The organism is Paenibacillus sp. DRB1-1 (assembly GCF_052119485.1).
Taxonomy (GTDB): Bacteria; Bacillota; Bacilli; order Paenibacillales; family Paenibacillaceae; genus Paenibacillus; species Paenibacillus polymyxa_B.
Genome location: NZ_JBODQH010000002.1, coordinates 163,314 through 180,797 on the forward strand (window position 1 = coordinate 163,314; position 17,484 = coordinate 180,797).

The following is a 17,484-nucleotide window of genomic DNA, read 5'->3' on the forward strand; positions in this document are numbered from 1 at the left end:
ATGTAACGATCATAGTGTACCACGAATCCGATCACAAAAAAACGGACGGAAGTGAATTCAACATTCTCACGTTCCGCCCGTAATCTCTACAATTAGTTTACAATCAAGGCTCCAGACCCCAGACACGTTTGTCATTTATATACAAAGGTGCTTTGTCCCAATCCGTATAAGATGTCTTGGTTGAATCGTAGGAAAAATCATCACTTTCGTTATAGTTGCTCCAGTCCGTCTTGTTCATGCGAATCTGAATGTCCCCTGTGTTTTCCCCTGCTGCCAGACTTCCCGCACCAGCTCCAAAGGAGATTTCCAGATAATAATCTGCGCCTGTAACGGCCTTATCCAGTTTCACAAGACGTCCCTGAACGTTACTACTGCCCAACTGTGCATAGTCACAATGGAATTCCTGTGACTTGTCGCCATCTACAGTGTAGTAGTATCGCAGCTTGACATTTTTCAGATCAACGGCCTCTTTACCCTTGTTTACAATACGGAACAGTGGCCGAATCTGATTATCTCCCGGGTTGGTGTCGCCCACGCGGTATTGGGCAATCACATCTCCCGTTGCTGGAATGGGTGCTGACGTAGGCTTGGCACTGACCTCGGCAGAATCCGGGCTGGTTCCTAAAGAATTTGTTGCACTTGCCACATAATAATAAGTGGTTTCATTCACCACTCCTGTATCCTTGTAAGTGCTGTCTGTTACCGTTGCTACTGTGGTATAAGGGCCACCACTGGTTGTCGAGCGCTTGACTGTATAGCTATCGGCACCCGTCGCTTTGCTCCAGGTCAGTGTAACCTGAGCATCCCCTGCGTTTGCCTTCACATTTGCCGGAGCTTTGGGAGCTGTAGGCTCGGTTGGTCCACTACCGTTAATGAGACGGTCATACTCGGCATAAGCCGTTGCCATATCAACTTGGGACCAGAAACGGTGATACGTAAATTCTGGAGCTCCTTTATCCCATTTTTTGGTCTGCTTGTTCCATGAAGTCGTGTATTTATCCTTAAGATAGGACCATTGCGGATCTTTGGTGATATTAGGGCGGATATCGCTGTAGCTGGAATACGTACCATTACCACCTTTAGACGGATCAGACGGTGTAGTGTCGGTGCCAGGGATCGTGTTGCCTTGCCCAGTCTTACCACTCCAGCCGCTTGGGATATACACTTCTTTGGTAAAATAACGATAATAATCCTCGCGTGCTTCCTTCGTTGTAATGCCTATACCGTCGTTATAACCCCATGCAGCATCAAGCAAAGCTTTAGACAGATCCTTAGCTTCCTTGCCTAATTCGGAATAGTCTCCTTTTTCAGCTTTCGTTCCAGCAGCAAAGAAAGTAAGTGCTTTAACATAGCTGCCCAGCACTCCGGCATCCTGCCCCGGACTCTTTGTTACCACATGGAGATTGGTATTCCCTTTATGATTAGCAAATCCGCTCCAGGTTTCAGGCTTTCCGCTCCATTCCAGATTGCTCGGCAGCCAGAACTCACCTTTAGCCGCTGTAGTAGCCACTTTCGGATTCTTGCCACCCAGAATACGCTTACCTTGAGCGTCCAAATAGTATCCCTGCGCATCAGTCACAGGCCGTTCGTTGGCAAATACATAGCTCTTGGACCACGCTATCCAGTTTTCCGTCACTTGTTTAGCCATTTTAAACTGCTCGGACGAAGTGTCCCCTTTCTTGGCTAAAATGTAGTACAGCTCGGCAACTCGCTCGACAGGCCAAGCCTGCATCCCGAACCAGTTGTTCGACGGTGGATCGTTATATACAGGAGCCCCTGTATAAGCCATGCCATAAAAGGTACTTGTGCCAGATGGATAAGCCTTGTAGGCACCATCCCAGCTATTCGTTGCTCCGCCTGCAATGGCCCCCTCATCGGATTGCAGCCAAGTATAAAACTCCAGTTGGCGCTTCAGCGAGGTCGCCCAATCCTGTCCCGCCGTTGGTGAATTCGGTATTAATCCACCATCTTGATTGGACAACGCATATGCTGCGACGACATTTTGGTAGCCCTGATGTGCATGGCTGGCACCAATACGCCAAGCCCAGTTGCCGCTTTGGCCAAGTCCGCCGCCCCAGGATGTATACCATGCCATCAGATAAAGACTGGCATCCTTGCCCGTACCAGCAATTGGACTTCCATTGGAAGCGCTTCCGGTTTTCTGGAAGTATTTATCGTACATGCCGTAACGCAAAAAGTCTCCCATCTTTTTGGCTTTATCCAAATATACGGAGTTGTCATATCCCAATTCCTTAGCCCAGTACATCGCTTGAACTGCCCGTGCATCTGCATCGGTGGCATTCGTGTAACGCCATTGCTGTGCCGGGGCATTATTTTCCTTGGTGAACAAGCTCATAAAGCCTTCATTAGACTTGCCAAACTTTTGATTGTCTTGCGATGGATGTGGTACAGCCTCCCAGACCGATTCCTGTTCCCCGCGCTGGAAGGTGTTTACATAGGCTGCTGTATGCGACGGATTCAGAAGATTTCCGAAACCGTACCAATTATCCACGTCCAACAACCAGTGCATCAGATAAGTCTGGTTGTTGCCATAGGTTGCCTTCAGCTCAGAGTCCAGTGGATCCTTGCCAGCACCATACTGACCACTTAGGCGGCTTGGGTACTGATCCGGCTGCGAATATTCTGCGGCATAAGTGGCGGGGCTGTTCGGGTTATAGTTACTCATTGTCGGTTGCTCTTCCTTACCGTCGCCTTCATTAACAGGAATGATATATTTCTCCATGTTGTCCCATGCGGATTCCAAATGCCCCCAATCCCCGGTATAATGACCATACAGCACTTCCAGCCACATCCAGTAGCTGTACGCTTCTGAAGTCGTTAAGTGTCCGTAATCCGGAGCCTCGCTCATAAGCGTTTCAACGGAATGATAAGGGATGCCTTCTTTTGAAAAGTATCCGCTAGCCGGATCCTTCAGTTGTTTATACAATTGTAGAAAGCGTGTCGATTCCGGTGTTGCGGCTGATGCACGGTCGGGTCCTGCCTGAAATAAGCCCAAGGTTAACGGAAGTACCAAAATGGCTGACATGACCATAGAGACAGATTTCCTGATCACTGATTTTCTGCTGATCACTTTTGCATTCATCCTCTCCATTATCAATTTTGGCTTTACACAAGATAATTTTATTCCGAAAAACGACAGCACAAAAAGACAGCATCATCACCTCACTTTCCCATAAAAAAGGTGGAGGACACGCTGTCTATTGCTCCAAATGCTTCGCATTGGCCCTGGAAAAAATATACCACACTAGGCGCCAAATGAGAGTCGAAAAATTCTATAAGTTTAGAGATTCACAAGGAAAATTGACGAAATCGATTGGAATCGGTACTATTTCACAGGGAGGCGTTAAAACATGAAAATTTTGCTATTGCTTGGTTGTATCGTGATGTTTTTAGCCGTAGCTTTAGGAGCGTTCGGCGCACACGCATTGAAAAAGAGACTTTCCGTAGACATGATGAGCATATTCCAAACAGGAATTCAATATCAAATCGCTCACGGACTGGGTTTGCTGCTGCTTGGAGTTCTTGCTGACAACCTTATCCATTCTTCTCTCATCGTTACCGCAGGCTGGGTTATGCTAGTGGGTATTCTCCTGTTCTCCGGCAGTCTGTATGCCCTTAGTATATCCGGTGTGAAAAAGCTTGGGGCAATCACCCCCATTGGCGGGTTGGCTTTTTTGGCAAGCTGGGTCATTGTGATCGTGGCGGTTGTGCAAGGATAAAGGAACAGAGACTTGGAAAAGGAGGCGCTTCCAAGTCTCTGGAATTATTAACGTAGCATTCCTGAGTATTATGAAAGAATACATTATTTCGTCTGCACTTGTTGCGCTTTCTGAGCGGCTATCCGATGACCTTCGATATAACGTCTGGATTCTGCCATCTCATGCTCCTGAGCAGCTTCCATAATAATATGAACCCCCGGCTTGTACTGCTCCAGCAATTCCATGTAGAGGCCATAGTTCATGTCTCCAAAACCCGGCGGCACCGTCTCAATTTCACCTGACGATGACAAACGCCGGTCTTTGGCATGCGCTGCGATAATCCGGGGGCCCAGCAGTTGGAAAGCTTCGCGAATGATCTCATCCTGCTGCGCCAGATTTTCCGTTTTTAGCAGATTACCCGGATCAATCACAACACCGATGTGTGAAGAAGGCACTTCCTCCAGAAAGGCAGCCAACTCTACGGCAGTTCCGACCAAGTGATCGTTTGCAGCTTCCAATCCTACGAATACGCCCCATTTCTCCGCTTCATCTGCTAATTCACGCACTACTTCCCTTACAACTCTCCAGTCACGTTCCGTATAGGCGGTACCATCCTCATTACGTCCGACTTCGGCTGCTACCATTGGTGCTCCTAACAGCCCCGCATATCGGATCAGCTCTTTAAAGCGCTCTACATTTTCACGCAGCAATTCCTCATCCTGTATAAAAAAATGCAAATAGCACCCAAGCACCGATATGGATACACCATGCTTACGAAATTCTTCTGCGATAGACAGTGCCAATCCCGGATTGAACTTACCCGGTTTATTAAAATCCACATCACTGATCGCTCTCCACGGAGCCAGCTGAACATGAGTAAAGCCCGCTGCGCCTACCTTTGCAGCCAATTCGCGATAAGGCAACTTGCCAAACAAATGTGCCAATACACCTACTGTCACTAAAAATCACCTCTTATTTTTATTGTTGTACGCTACTTGTTACTGTACTCTGCTCCAAGGTCTCATTGATGATGTTCGTAATCCGTTCCACTTCATCATGAATAAAAAAGTGTCCTCCCTCAAAGGTAAACATACGAAATTGCTGATCCGTATGGTATGCCCATGCCTCCGCATCTTGTAAGGTCACCGTGTTATCGGTCATTCCCGTCAAAGCGGAGATAGGACAATGTAAAGGTGCGGCTTTAGCCATGTACTTATACAACTCGACAGCTTTGAAATCCGCTCTTAACACCGGCATAAAATAGTCGTATAATTCCCGATTGTCAAAAATCGCTTCCGAAAGCTGACCGTACCGCTGCAAATGCGTCCTGAACTGATCTGCGGGCAGATCGTGTAACCACGGGGAATTTCTTGGGACATGCGGTGCCCGTCCACCCGAAACGAACAGATGAGCAGGCTTGCCATATCCACCGTCCACCAGCTTGTAGTACAGCTCGAATGAGATCATCGTCCCCATACTGTGGCCGTATATGGCATAAGGATCACCGGGGGCTATCTCTTCGCTGATCTTGTGCAACAGATCCTCGCTCATCTCCTCAATGCTTTCCTTTAGCGGTTCCCCAGAACGAATACCTCTGCCCGCTAATTCCAGTGGAACAAGCTTAATCTGCGGAAGCAGCAACTTTTTCCATTTGAAGCTGACCGACGCCGATCCGCCTGCATACGGGATGAAAAATAATGTGATAGGTGCCATTCTTGCAACCTCCTGCCTTGCTAAGTTCTAACTTTTTCATTTTAGCATAAAAAGGTATATTTACCCATTTCAAATATTTTGCAAATTCCAGAAGAAAGGTTGAGAAAATCAAGCACATTTTATATAAGGCAGGAAATGTCTTTCTAAAGAAAGAACGGCTCTATGTTTGAATATAATCATGTGTTGGGTCTTTTATTTTTTCAAATCGAAAGGAGTTCTGCGCCATGAAGTACGGTTTTTTCGATGATGTCAATCAAGAATATGTCATCCACACCCCTCAAACCCCTTATCCCTGGATTAATTATTTAGGTAATGAACGATTTTTTGGACTGATCTCCAATACAAGTGGCGGCTATGCATTTTACCGGGATGCTCGCTTACGTCGCTTAACACGTTACCGGTACAACAATATTCCTGTCGATAACGGTGGTCGTTATTTTTATATTTATGATGATGGGGATTATTGGACTCCAGGTTGGATGCCAGTCAAACGGGAGCTGGAGCAGTATGAATGCCGCCATGGACTTGGCTATACCTCAATTATGGGGGAACGCAGCGGTATTCGGGCCACGCAGCTGGCTTTTGTGCCCCTATCCTTTGACGGTGAGGTCCATCAGGTTAAGCTTCAGAACACATCGTTACAAACCAAAAAGATCAAACTCTTCTCGTTCGTGGAATTTTGTCTGTGGAACGCCTATGACGATATGACCAACTACCAGCGCAACTTGAATACGGGTGAGGTTGAAATACAAGATTCTGTCATTTATCACAAAACGGAATACCGTGAACGTCGCAATCACTATGCTTTTTTCTCTGCTAATCGTCCGCTAGCGGGTTATGATACAGACCGTGAAGCTTTTCTGGGGCTCTACAACGGATTAGATCAGCCTCAAACGGTCGCCGCTGGGCAAGCCTCAAACTCTATTGCCAGCGGATGGTCCCCTGTCGGATCACATTGCATTGAGATAACGCTGGAGCCAGGCGAAGAAACAAGCTGTAACTTTATACTCGGTTATGTAGAAAATCCCGAGGAAGAAAAATGGGAGTCTCCCGGCGTTATTAACAAAAAACAGGCACATGCCATGATTGCGCAGTTTGCGGATGAAGCCGATGTAGAACGAGCCTTGAGTGAGCTGCGAACCTATTGGAACAATCTGCTGTCCAAGTATACCCTTCAAAGCCACGACGACAAGCTGAACCGAATGGTAAACATATGGAACCCTTATCAGTGTATGGTTACGTTCAATATGTCGCGTTCCGCATCGTATTTTGAATCTGGTATCGGGCGTGGTATGGGCTTCCGGGATTCGAATCAGGACTTGCTCGGCTTCGTCCACCAAATACCGGAGCGGGCACGGGAACGGATTATCGACATCGCCTCTACTCAATTTGAAAACGGCGGAGCTTATCATCAGTACCAACCGTTAACCAAAAAAGGAAATCACGAGGTTGGCGGTGGCTTTAACGACGATCCGTTGTGGCTTATTGTCGGTACCGCAGCGTATATCAAAGAAACGGGAGACTTTGGCATACTGGACGAACAAGTGCCCTTTGACGGAGATGTAGAGCGTACGGCTACGCTGTTTGAACATTTGAAGCGTTCTTTTTACCACGTTGTGGGCAATCTCGGTCCGCATGGTCTTCCACTCATTGGCCGGGCTGACTGGAACGACTGTCTGAATCTCAACTGTTTTTCTGCTACACCAGATGAGTCCTATCAGACAACTCAGAATTTGGAGGGTCGAACAGCCGAATCCGTGTTCATTGCCGGACTATTCGTATATACGGGACCGGATTTTATAGAGCTATGCAAGCGCAGAGGATTGGATGAGGAGGCGGCAACAGCACAAGCATATGTGGATCGTATGCGAACAGCCACATTGGAGCATGGTTTTGACGGGGAATGGTTCTTACGTGCTTATGACCATTATGGAGACAAAATAGGGAGCAAGGATTGTGAGGAAGGCCAAATTTTCATTGAACCTCAAGGCTTCTGTGTCATGGCAGGAATTGGCGTTGAAGAAGGTCTAGCTCAAAAAGCTCTCGATTCTACACGTGATCGGTTAGAAACTCCCTACGGCATTGTACTGCAAATTCCACCCTATTCTCGCTACTACATCAATCTGGGCGAAATCTCATCTTACCCTCCCGGGTATAAGGAAAATGCCGGTATTTTCTGTCACAATAACCCTTGGATTATGATGGCGGAAGCCGTAATAGGACGTGGGGATCGCGCTTTCGAGCTATATAGCAAAATTGCCCCCGCCTATCTAGAGGACATTAGCGACATTCACCGCACTGAGCCGTATGTGTACGCTCAAATGATTGCGGGCAAGGATGCTGTTCGTGCAGGCGAAGCCAAAAATTCCTGGCTGACGGGTACAGCGGCATGGAACTTTATAGCTATTACTCAATCCATTCTCGGTATTCAGCCCGAATGGGATGGTCTGCGTATTGATCCGTGCATTCCTACAGCCTGGGACGAATTCACAGTCACCCGCGTCTTCCGCGGTGATACCTACGTGATTCATATCACGAATCCACAGCATGTCTCCAAGGGTGTAGTTACTGTTACCTTAGATGGCACCGTCCTTACGAATAATATTCTGCCGGTTGCAGGGGACGGGGCTATCCACCAAGTAAAAGTGTTGCTAGGCTAACAAGTTCATGGCCTTCAAAAAAATTAGCTTCAACTTCATCACATAGTATCTTATAATACGAGAATGGCTAAAGATACATTAAGTGTGGTGACATCATGAACAAGACAAAACGGCTTACTCAAACCATGGATTACAAAACAAAGCAAGCCCGCTGGGTACGCAAAATGTTATTACTGTATTGGATGATTATAGCTGTACATTTTATCGTCCAGCTGGGCAGCTACTTATTTCTTGATTACTCCGCTTCGCCTTATGAATTTTACGTCGGAACCCTTATTGTTCCCACGCTAATCATGAGTGGTTCCAACTTACTGGCAGAGTTGGCTCATTTTAAATTTAACAGGTATTCTTTTGCGATCCTGTTTATGGCAAGTACCGTCATTTGCTGGATGATTATTCGCCTAAACTATGATATCCGGATTATTACAGCGTTGTGCTTGTTGCCTATTTTCTCTTCTATCCTGTTCTTCAATCGTCGCTTAATATGGCTTTCCTTTGTATTACAAGTAGTCGTCTTTTTTCTGTTGCTGGCAGTGGATGCATCATTTCGTACCTATTTGTCAGGCTTTGATATCGTGGCGATTCCAACCTTTTTGATTATGTCCACCTTTATTGCTCTCATTATTCAGGCCAGCGGCCGCGATTTGTTAGTGGATTTGTATAAAACACAACGTGCCCAGCAGGAATTAATGATCAGTAATGCGATTATCAGCAAAATGTCAATGACCGATGGCTTGACGAAGCTGTACAATCATTTGTCCTTTCAAAACTTTTATGAAAAAGCACTCGAATATGCCGAACAAGGCGCGATCATCCATCTGGCGTTAGTGGATATTGATAATTTCAAGAAGATCAATGATACTTACGGACACCAGTTCGGAGATAAAATTTTGGAAGGCATCTCGCAAATCATTACAGAACAGATTACCGCAAATGACATTGCGGCTCGCTATGGCGGTGAGGAATTTGCTATTTTGATGTTCGAGCATACTTTCGAAGAAGCTTATCAGATCGTCGAAAACATCCGTCGTGAAGTGGAGAAAATGACCTTTCAGGAGAAATTGCAACTCGTTTCTGTAACCGTAAGCATTGGACTGAAAAGCTATACAGAGGAAATGAACAAAGATAAAGATGTATTTTTTCAGCAAGCAGATGACTATCTGTATCAAGCTAAGCGCTCCGGGAAAAACAAAATTGTTGCTCTTAATCATATCGCTTAATGTAAAAACACTTCATTTGATGAGACTCCGGCATGCGCTTGCCGGAGTCTTTTGAATATAGAGCTTAAAATTTAATAGAGTTGACATTTCCATAAGTTGAAACTAAAATAGTTACATATGTATTGGTTATTTACTTACAATAAATAAGTTCGAAGGAGATGGTTTTTTAAATGTCAACCCTCGTTATTGTCGTTCACCCTGATCTTGCGGAATCTCGCATTAACAAAAGATGGGTGCAAGAACTCAAGAAACAATCCGGCGTGACCGTTCACAACCTGTATGAAGTATATCCTGATGAGCAAATCAATGTCGCCCAGGAGCAGGAACTGCTAGAGCAGCATGACCGTATCGTTCTGCAATTCCCTTTTTACTGGTACAGCACTCCTTCCCTACTGAAAAAATGGCTGGATAAGGTTCTAACCTACGGCTGGGCTTATGGAAGCGAAGGTGGCAAGCTACAGGGCAAAGAGTTGTTGATCGCCTTGTCTGCTGCCAGCGTTGAGGAAAATTACCAACATGACGGACGGAACAGGTATACGATCGAAGAGCTGTTGAGACCTCTGGAAGCTACAGGCCATATGATTGGTGTCAAATTGCTCCCTTATTTCGTACAATATGGTGCTGCAGTTTTGACCGATGAGCAACTAGAGCAATCCGCACAAAAATACGCACAAACGGTTATTTCTTAATTTTTTACTAGAAAGCCCCTTGGACGGCGCCTGCCATACCTGCTTTACAGCAGACGGCAGCTCCAGCCAAGGGGCTTTACTGATCGATTTACATCGTAACCAACGTGCTGGTTACCTGTGCCATACTTTCTTTAATAATGTCGCAGCCCTTACGCAAGTTCTCCAAGCTTATCGTTAACGCTGGCATGATTTTAATTACCGTATCGTTACGCCCAGCACGTTCAATAATAAGTCCTCTACTAAAGCAGAGAGTTGCTACCTCCTTGGCGAACGCTTCTCCCAGATGGGATACATCAATCCCCCAGATCAGTCCCATGCCGCGAATTTCAATAAGAGGATCTATCGATTGGATATGTTCACGCAAGAACTGCTGAACAAAAGCCTCTTTTTCCTTCACTTGTGCTTCCAGCTCTACCATATCTCTGAACTCCAGCGCAGCCTTTGCCCCGACGAAAGCAAGCTGATTTCCACGGAAGGTGCCGTTATGCTCACCTGGACTCCATATATCCAATTCTGGCTTGAGTAGCAACAGAGACATTGGCAATCCGTATCCACTGATCGATTTGGATAAAACAACCATATCCGGAACGATTCCTGCCCGCTCGAATGAGAAGAACGAACCAACCCGGCCGCAACCGACTTGAATATCGTCAACAATGAGCAAAATATCATGATCATCGCACAGCTGTCGCAAATCACGCAGCCATTCGGTATCTGCAATATGAATACCGCCTTCAGCCTGTACCGTTTCCAAAATGATCGCGGCAGGCTTTTCCACACCCGAATGGGTGTCTGTTAAAAGCTGCTCCATATACAAAATGGTATCCATTCCGTTAAATGTACTGTTATAAGGTATAAAGGTAACATTGTTCAGGGGAACCCCTGCGCTCTCTCGCATGGAGTTGTTGCTGGTAATAGATAAACTACCCAGCGACATTCCGTGGAACGCGCCCATAAAAGCGAAAATACCATTTCTATTTTTCACCTTGCGTGCAAGTTTCAGAGCTGCTTCCACTGCATTGGTTCCGGTCGGTCCGCAAAATTGCAGTTTATAATTCAAGCCCTTGGGCTGGAGAATACGCTCTGAAAAAGACTCCATAAACTCTTGCTTGGCCGTCGTGTACATATCCAGACCATGCATAATCCGATCGGAAGTTAAATAATCCAAAATCCGGTTTTTCATAAAATCATTATTATGCCCATAGTTCAAAGCCCCTGCCCCGGCAAAAAAGTCAATGTAACCCTTGCCTGCCTCCGTGTACAGTACATCGTTTTTAGCTTTGTTGAAAACAACTGGAAAACTTCTGCAATAGGATCTTACATTGGACTCCAGCACTTCGAATGTGTTCATGATCTCTCGTCCTCCCGCTGACCTGATTTTAGAAAAATACAAGCATGGAAAGCAAAAAAAAAAGTAAATATGTAATCTAAATGAGAAGACAGTCTGAATTCACAATGGGATATCCACACCAAAGAATCATAAGTACGATCGCAAGAACAATTAAAGTACGAAAATTAAATACAAAGATAGCACATTGAGAGTAGGTTAGTAGAAGATTAAATAGTGGGTTTTTCTAAGAGGCCTATCAGAGGATGTCAACTCCTATGTAATAAAATACCATAATTTTCATTTAAGTCAATGCATGTTTCTGAGGTGTTTTGTTAAATTATTGTAATTTATCATCAATGGCTTGTAGTATATTGTTAAAATAAAACGAAAAATGTCGTATTATAGAAATAAATCTCAAAAATAGTACATTTCCATATCAAATAGATATACATCTGGACTAATTGTCCACAGGATTGCCACAACAAACCTGATCTTTTGACAGACTGTCCAAAGGAGTTTACTCTAGCAACAGGACCTGCCAAAAACTTGTTGTAAACATTGCAGTTATCCTAACTATTTGGCTCGAATTTGATAGAAAGATAAGGAAATATGATCATGTCTAATGTTTTGATTATTGAAGATGACAATATGCTGGGAGATACCCTTTCCTTGTATTTAACAGGAGAAGACTACAACGTTACTCGAGTGGAACAAGCGTCTGAGGGTATTGCCAGGCTTAAGATCGTACAGCCCGATATTATTTTGCTGGATCTGCTGCTTCCAGATTTGGATGGCGTGAATCCCTGCCCACTGATACGCAAGCATACGGACGTCCCCATCATCGTGATTTCTACAGAAAACAACATATCAGAGCGCATTCGTACACTTACGTTCGGAGCAGATGATTATATTTGCAAGCCTTTTAGTATGCAAGAGCTAAAAGCACGGATAGAGGCTCTTTTTCGTCGTATTGAAATCACGCGCTTACAAGGAAGAGGCAGAGCACCTGAACCTGAAACGGGCATTACTTTGGATCTAGCGAGAAGAATGATTACCGTTAACGGACAGAATGTGGAGACAACATATTCAGAATTTGAGCTTATGAAGCTTTTTTATTTGAACCGGGGAATTGTATTCAGCAGGTATGCTTTAATTCAGGCTCTCCGTGGCACAGACTCCTTTATTAACGAGAGGGCCGTGGACGTACATATTAACCATTTACGCAGAAAAATCGAAAAAGACCCTAAGAAACCGCAATTGATTAAGACCATCTGGGGAATCGGCTACAAATTTATGCAATAACACGGTCAGCTCCAAGGAAGTGATGACTTGATTTGGTTAATATCCTTCTGAACCGTGCTCAGATGCTCTTTCCAGTCTGGATACAGTTCTCCTGTTGAGGTTTCATTGCTGCGCTTCAATGCCTTTTCCAGCTCTATAACCTTTGCCAGCAACTCAGGCGCGCACAGGTTCCCCGTTCCTCCCTTAAGCGAGTGGATTAATCGAAGAGCAGAAGATAACTGTCCATTGTCCATTTTTCTCACAACTCTTTTATCGAGATACTGGTATTCTTGTATCCATTTGTAAAGGGCAAATTGAAAAATATACACCTTGCCATCCATACCTGCTATCGATTGCTCAGCGTGAATACCATGTAAATCTTGCAGCCACGCTAAATTAATCCAGCTAGTTAACACTCTAGCAGCGGTCAGTTCATGGACAGGCTTGAGCAACACGGCATTAATACCGGCACGAAGACAAACTTCCTGTTCATGCTGCACAGCATCAGCGGTAAAAGCGATAATGGGAAGCCTGTTAAAAGCTTTGTTTCTCCGAATATGTCTCGCCGTCTCAAAACCATCCATCTCTGGCATATGCAAATCAAGCAGCACCATATCCCAGTAACGAAGTTCCAGTAACGCTATTAGTTCTCTTCCGTTCGTGACCATCGTTACCTCAAAGTTACGCTCTGCTAAAAACTCGGTAATCACCACCTGGTTAATTTCGTTATCCTCTGCTATGAGAATTTGATACTTTTGTGTTGTATCCCCTATCTCATTGCGGGAACTCATCGTCGCATGAGTCTCCAGAGTATTACCATCTGCAGGCACTGACTGTTCCTTCTTCCAGCAGAGAACTTCCAGCAGAGCGTTCCGGGTAACGGGCTTGGACAAAAAGGCATCCACACTATGATCCATGTCCCCTGCAGCTATTTTTTCCATCTGAAACACGGTTGTAAGTCCAATGATCTGAGTTATCTGCCTATCCAGCATTTGAAGCCACTGCCTCCGGGAGTCCAGTTCTCTCAAACCTTCCATCCCCATATCAATGATAACATAATCAAAATGCTCACCCTTTTGAAAAGCATCCACACTTTCTTGGAAGGATGAAATAGTGAATGTTTTTAATCCCAAGTCTTGCAGTAGTTCGTTCAAGCTGTATCTCACCAGTTCATGCTGCGCAACAATTAAGGCTTTGCCTTTGATTTGTTTTTCTATTCGTGTGCTTCCTGCATTCAATTCCCTAGTTTCCAGCTCGACATTAAAGTAAAATTGACTGTACTCTCCTAATCGGCTTTTCACCTCTACTTTCCCGCCCATAGCTTCAGCCAAATGCCTGCTAATGGCCAAACCCAGCCCAGAGCCACCATATCTGCGGCTGGTTGATGTACTCGCCTGGATAAAAGGGACGAATAGCTTGTCCATACACGTCTCGGAAATTCCTATGCCCGTATCTTCTACCATAAAAGAAACGCCTACTCGCCCTTCCTGCTGACTTAGCATTTTTACCTGTAACAATACATGTCCCTGATCCGTAAACTTGATGGCGTTGGTCAGAAGATTTGAAAGCACCTGCTCCATTCGAAGCGGGTCTCCCTTAAAGCTTTTCGGTAACGCCGGGTCCGTTATAAATACGACCTCTATTTCCTTATCTTCAAGTAAAGTTCCAACGGTATCTGCGAGATGACGAAGCATTTTTTCCGGCTCGAATTCTACCTTTTCCAGTTCCAGACTGCCGGCTTCCATTTTGGAAAAGTCCAATACGTTACTGAGCATGGATGAAAGGGTACGAGAGGAAGCGAGAAGCTTGTGGAGATAATCTCTTTGAACGGCAGTCAGTTCAGTCTTATTTAACAGCTTTGACAGACCGATGATTCCATTCAGCGGGGTGCGGATTTCGTGACTCATATGAGCCAAAAAAATGCTTTTCGCACGGTTAGCCTCGTCCATCTCCATTCTTTTCTGCTCTGAGGCTTTATACTCCGTAATGTCCAACACGTGACCGATAACATGCCTAGTAATCCCGTCCTCCATAACCGGATGTAAGGTAATAAGAGCCGAATATTCCCAAAAATCCAATTCAAATACGGTCCGATCACCGAACCAGGCCTGTTTGTAGTATTGGCAAAGCTGCTCCATCGTTTCAGAGGAAAGCTCCAAAATGTCCCCAAGACGCTTCACATGCTCCCTTTTATTGTAGTTGACTTGCATATTCAGACCCACGCGCTCCAGCAATTCACCTTCAAGCAGCATATAATAAAATTCATCACCACGTTTCTCCAGTCTGAATGTAAAGCCAGGTTGAACCCGAAATAAATTCAGCAGATCACGGTCTTTGTTTAACAAACGTTGTCCATATGTATACTTAGCGGTGATTAAAGTGTGCACAAACAGAGTCATGAACATTAGACCCATCCCTAACTCTAGCACGCAGGTCAACGGTGTTTTATCGCTTATGCCAAAACATAAGAACAAAATTCCCGCTCCTCCATAAAATACACCTGTGATCGCCTGACGAACAAGTTGACGCTGAAAAACCAAAACTAACAATAATATCACGATAGCACATAGCATTAAATCTCGAACCAAGTGTTCGCCCCCTTATAATCTTCCATTTTTTGTACGACCTATCAAAAATATAAAAAAAACTCAGGACAGATTCCTTATGCCATAAGGCTTAAAGAACTGTCCCGAGCATTCATTGTACTATAGATTCCATAAGGTTCAAGCTCGTTTTAATATTTGAAACGACTGATCATCATCTTCAAATCAGCAGCCATCGTCGAAAGCAACTGTGCAGAAGCTGATATTTCCTCCATGGAAGCCAGTTGCTCTTGTGAGGAGGCAGCAACTTCCTCAGATGTGGCGGCATTACCGGTTGCAATCGTCGCCAGCTCGTTGGCTGTCGCTGCGATTTCTTGTACACTGGCTGATATTTGCTCTGCAATCGCAGCGACCTCCTCTACCTGAGGTGTTGTCTCTCGAATGCCTTCCATCGCATAACCCAGCTTGACAATGGTTGCTTTGGAAATCTGTAGTCCATCCTGCACCTCAGTCGTGACCCTGTCCATCGTCTTCACTGTTGTTTCGGTTTCATGCTGAATTTCGGCAATCAAGGTGGCAATCTGTGTGGCGGATGTCTGAGACTGCTCTGCCAGCTTACGCACCTCATCAGCAACGACGGCAAAGCCTTTTCCATGATCGCCCGCTCTGGCTGCCTCAATAGCTGCATTCAATGCCAGCAGGTTTGTCTGATTGGAGATATCGCCGATAACCTTCGTAATTTCACCGATTTCATGAGAGCGGGCTTGCAAGGTTTGAATCATCTGGTTGGAACGCTCTACTGATTGATGAATGGAATTCATTTGCTCACCTGTCTGCTCAACAGACTTTCGTCCTTCCTCGGCTTGCAAGGCAGATCGTTTGGCCAAATCAGCTACCGAAATCGATCGTTCAGCAATTTGGGTGATCCCTTGTGCAATTTCATCCAGGGCCACCGAATTATTTTCCAGCCCTGTAGTCTGCTTCTCTGCACCACTGGCAATTTCTTGCACAGCCTGGGATACCTGCTCACTTGCAGCACTGGTTTGTTCCGCGCTTATTGTGAGTTCATTCGAAGAAATTGCGACATGATCTGCACTGTTCCCTACGTTCTGAATGACAGATCGCAAGTTATTCTGCATATTTTGAAAAGCCACTCCTAATTCTCCGATCTCGTCCTCGCTCTTTACTTGAATGTCCTGTGTCAGATCTCCGGCGCTCACATTTACCGCTTGTTCTTTTAACTTTAAAATCGGTTTGATGATGGAACGAATCAGGAAATAAACAATGATAATACCAATCACAAGACAACCGACGATGGTTAGTAAAGTGCTGATCAAAATCGGTCCTGCTGCTTCATCGACTTCAGACAAATACAGCGTTCCGCCTATCTTCCAGCCAGTCAGCTTGTTAGTCGCATAGTTCATATATTTGGGCTGGCCCTCATACTCATACTCGTATTCACCAGTATCGCTCTGAAACATGCGTGATTCAGTATCTGTAATTTTGGTGCCTGCTTCCTTCGTCGGATGTACAATGTAGGTATGGTTGCTGTCCAGCAATATTGCATAACCCTCATGACCTACTTTAATATTGTTCAACGTCTCTTTGATACCACTAATTTTCAGGTCAATGCCAATAACACCCGATCCATCTGACGTTGCCCTGGATACCGTAACCGTCATTTGCTTCGAGCTTGCCGAAAGATAGGGAGAACTAATTGCTGTCTTTGCTTGCTCCTTTATCGCTTCATCGTACCAAGGTCTGACTCGTGGATCATAATTATCCGGTAATTGCTTCTGTGGATAGGTTGTAAATTTACCTTCCTTCGTACCATAATAGATGGATTCTGCTTCAGGATGAAGTGCAGCATATTGCTTGAAAAACTCTTCCAGTTTGGCCGCTTGTTCCTCCGTCTCTACCCGATTGCCTTTTAGCATTTCTGCAAAATATTCTGCGTCATGTACCTTGGGCTCAATAGTACTGTCAATAATAAAATTAGTGCGAATGATAGCCTGCTCGGCACTTTCTTCAATCTGGTTTCGAATCTGCTGACTGGCGCTCACAAACGACAAAGCCCCCACGATCATGGACGGTAAAATCAGAAATGAAATAAAGGCGACCATTAGCTTCGTTTTAAAATTTTTGCTGAGCATCCTTGCGACTAGCCACTTTTTTCCCGATAACTTCTTCATTAATAAACATCTCCATTTCCTAACCTGGATTTCCTAACCAATGGTGAACCTCTTCGTCTTGCCGATGATGACAATCACCCGACAGACTCTCTTTCACATTTTTCACATCTGCTGCTAAAACGCTTGGACATAAAAGA

The 17,484-nt window shown here is 45.1% G+C and carries 11 protein-coding genes; 5 read left to right on the plus strand and 6 right to left on the minus strand.

The window, feature by feature from the left end; translation table 11 throughout:
• Positions 1-103 precede the first annotated feature (103 nt).
• A complete protein-coding gene (locus ACQW03_RS25300; protein ID WP_441952781.1) occupies positions 104-3,052 on the minus strand; it encodes a glycoside hydrolase family 48 protein in 2,949 nt (982 codons plus the stop codon).
• Between the two features lie 319 nt (positions 3,053-3,371).
• Between ACQW03_RS25300 and ACQW03_RS25305 the strand changes: the two genes are divergently transcribed.
• A complete protein-coding gene (locus tag ACQW03_RS25305; RefSeq protein WP_076294761.1) occupies positions 3,372-3,740 on the plus strand; it encodes a DUF423 domain-containing protein in 369 nt (122 codons plus the stop codon).
• 83 nt (positions 3,741-3,823) lie between these two features.
• Here ACQW03_RS25305 and ACQW03_RS25310 read toward each other — a convergent pair whose 3' ends face one another.
• Positions 3,824-4,678 carry a sugar phosphate isomerase/epimerase family protein gene (locus tag ACQW03_RS25310; RefSeq protein ID WP_220027861.1) on the minus strand — a complete coding sequence of 285 codons (855 nt, stop codon included), beginning with the start codon at positions 4,676-4,678 and terminating at the stop codon, positions 3,824-3,826.
• Between the two features lie 19 nt (positions 4,679-4,697).
• Complete coding sequence (locus ACQW03_RS25315) at positions 4,698-5,432, minus strand: thioesterase II family protein (protein ID WP_441952609.1); 735 nt, start codon at positions 5,430-5,432, stop codon at positions 4,698-4,700.
• A 224-nt stretch (positions 5,433-5,656) separates the two neighbouring features.
• Between ACQW03_RS25315 and ACQW03_RS25320 the strand changes: the two genes are divergently transcribed.
• From ACQW03_RS25320 to ACQW03_RS25330, 3 genes are all read left to right on the plus strand, one after another.
• On the plus strand, positions 5,657-8,092 hold the full coding sequence (locus ACQW03_RS25320) for a GH36-type glycosyl hydrolase domain-containing protein (protein ID WP_441952611.1): 2,436 nt from the start codon (positions 5,657-5,659) through the stop codon (positions 8,090-8,092).
• Positions 8,093-8,187: 95 nt separating this feature from the next.
• On the plus strand, positions 8,188-9,312 hold the full coding sequence (locus tag ACQW03_RS25325) for a GGDEF domain-containing protein (RefSeq protein WP_441952613.1): 1,125 nt from the start codon (positions 8,188-8,190) through the stop codon (positions 9,310-9,312).
• Between the two features lie 170 nt (positions 9,313-9,482).
• Positions 9,483-10,001, plus strand: coding sequence for an NAD(P)H-dependent oxidoreductase (locus ACQW03_RS25330; protein WP_028541334.1), 519 nt, complete (start codon positions 9,483-9,485; stop codon positions 9,999-10,001).
• An 88-nt stretch (positions 10,002-10,089) separates the two neighbouring features.
• Here ACQW03_RS25330 and ectB read toward each other — a convergent pair whose 3' ends face one another.
• Positions 10,090-11,352 carry a diaminobutyrate--2-oxoglutarate transaminase gene (gene ectB, locus ACQW03_RS25335; RefSeq protein WP_441952615.1) on the minus strand — a complete coding sequence of 421 codons (1,263 nt, stop codon included), beginning with the start codon at positions 11,350-11,352 and terminating at the stop codon, positions 10,090-10,092.
• A gap of 594 nt (positions 11,353-11,946) precedes the next feature.
• On the opposite strand from ectB, the gene ACQW03_RS25340 reads away from it, so the two are divergent.
• Positions 11,947-12,633 carry a response regulator transcription factor gene (locus ACQW03_RS25340; protein WP_076294767.1) on the plus strand — a complete coding sequence of 229 codons (687 nt, stop codon included), beginning with the start codon at positions 11,947-11,949 and terminating at the stop codon, positions 12,631-12,633.
• A 5-nt stretch (positions 12,634-12,638) separates the two neighbouring features.
• Here ACQW03_RS25340 and ACQW03_RS25345 read toward each other — a convergent pair whose 3' ends face one another.
• Entirely contained in the window at positions 12,639-15,200 is a 2,562-nt protein-coding gene (locus tag ACQW03_RS25345) for a response regulator (RefSeq protein WP_441952618.1), read from the minus strand.
• Positions 15,201-15,346: 146 nt separating this feature from the next.
• The gene (locus ACQW03_RS25350) at positions 15,347-17,347 is read right to left on the minus strand and encodes a methyl-accepting chemotaxis protein (protein ID WP_441952620.1); all 2,001 of its coding nucleotides are present in this window, start codon (positions 17,345-17,347) and stop codon (positions 15,347-15,349) included.
• Between the last annotated feature and the right edge of the window lie 137 nt (positions 17,348-17,484).

Excerpts from the sequence above, each read along its gene's own strand:
- ACQW03_RS25320 (WP_441952611.1), top strand. The coding sequence starts at position 5,657 with ATGAAGTACGGTTTTTTCGATGATGTCAATCAAGAATATGTCATCCAC.
- ACQW03_RS25350 (WP_441952620.1), bottom strand. The coding sequence starts at position 17,347 with ATGAAGAAGTTATCGGGAAAAAAGTGGCTAGTCGCAAGGATGCTCAGC.
- ACQW03_RS25325 (WP_441952613.1), top strand. The coding sequence starts at position 8,188 with ATGAACAAGACAAAACGGCTTACTCAAACCATGGATTACAAAACAAAG.
- ectB (WP_441952615.1), bottom strand. The coding sequence starts at position 11,352 with ATGAACACATTCGAAGTGCTGGAGTCCAATGTAAGATCCTATTGCAGA.
- ACQW03_RS25315 (WP_441952609.1), bottom strand. The coding sequence starts at position 5,432 with ATGGCACCTATCACATTATTTTTCATCCCGTATGCAGGCGGATCGGCG.
- ACQW03_RS25340 (WP_076294767.1), top strand. The coding sequence starts at position 11,947 with ATGTCTAATGTTTTGATTATTGAAGATGACAATATGCTGGGAGATACC.
- ACQW03_RS25305 (WP_076294761.1), top strand. The coding sequence starts at position 3,372 with ATGAAAATTTTGCTATTGCTTGGTTGTATCGTGATGTTTTTAGCCGTA.
- ACQW03_RS25330 (WP_028541334.1), top strand. The coding sequence starts at position 9,483 with ATGTCAACCCTCGTTATTGTCGTTCACCCTGATCTTGCGGAATCTCGC.
- ACQW03_RS25300 (WP_441952781.1), bottom strand. The coding sequence starts at position 3,052 with ATGGTCATGTCAGCCATTTTGGTACTTCCGTTAACCTTGGGCTTATTT.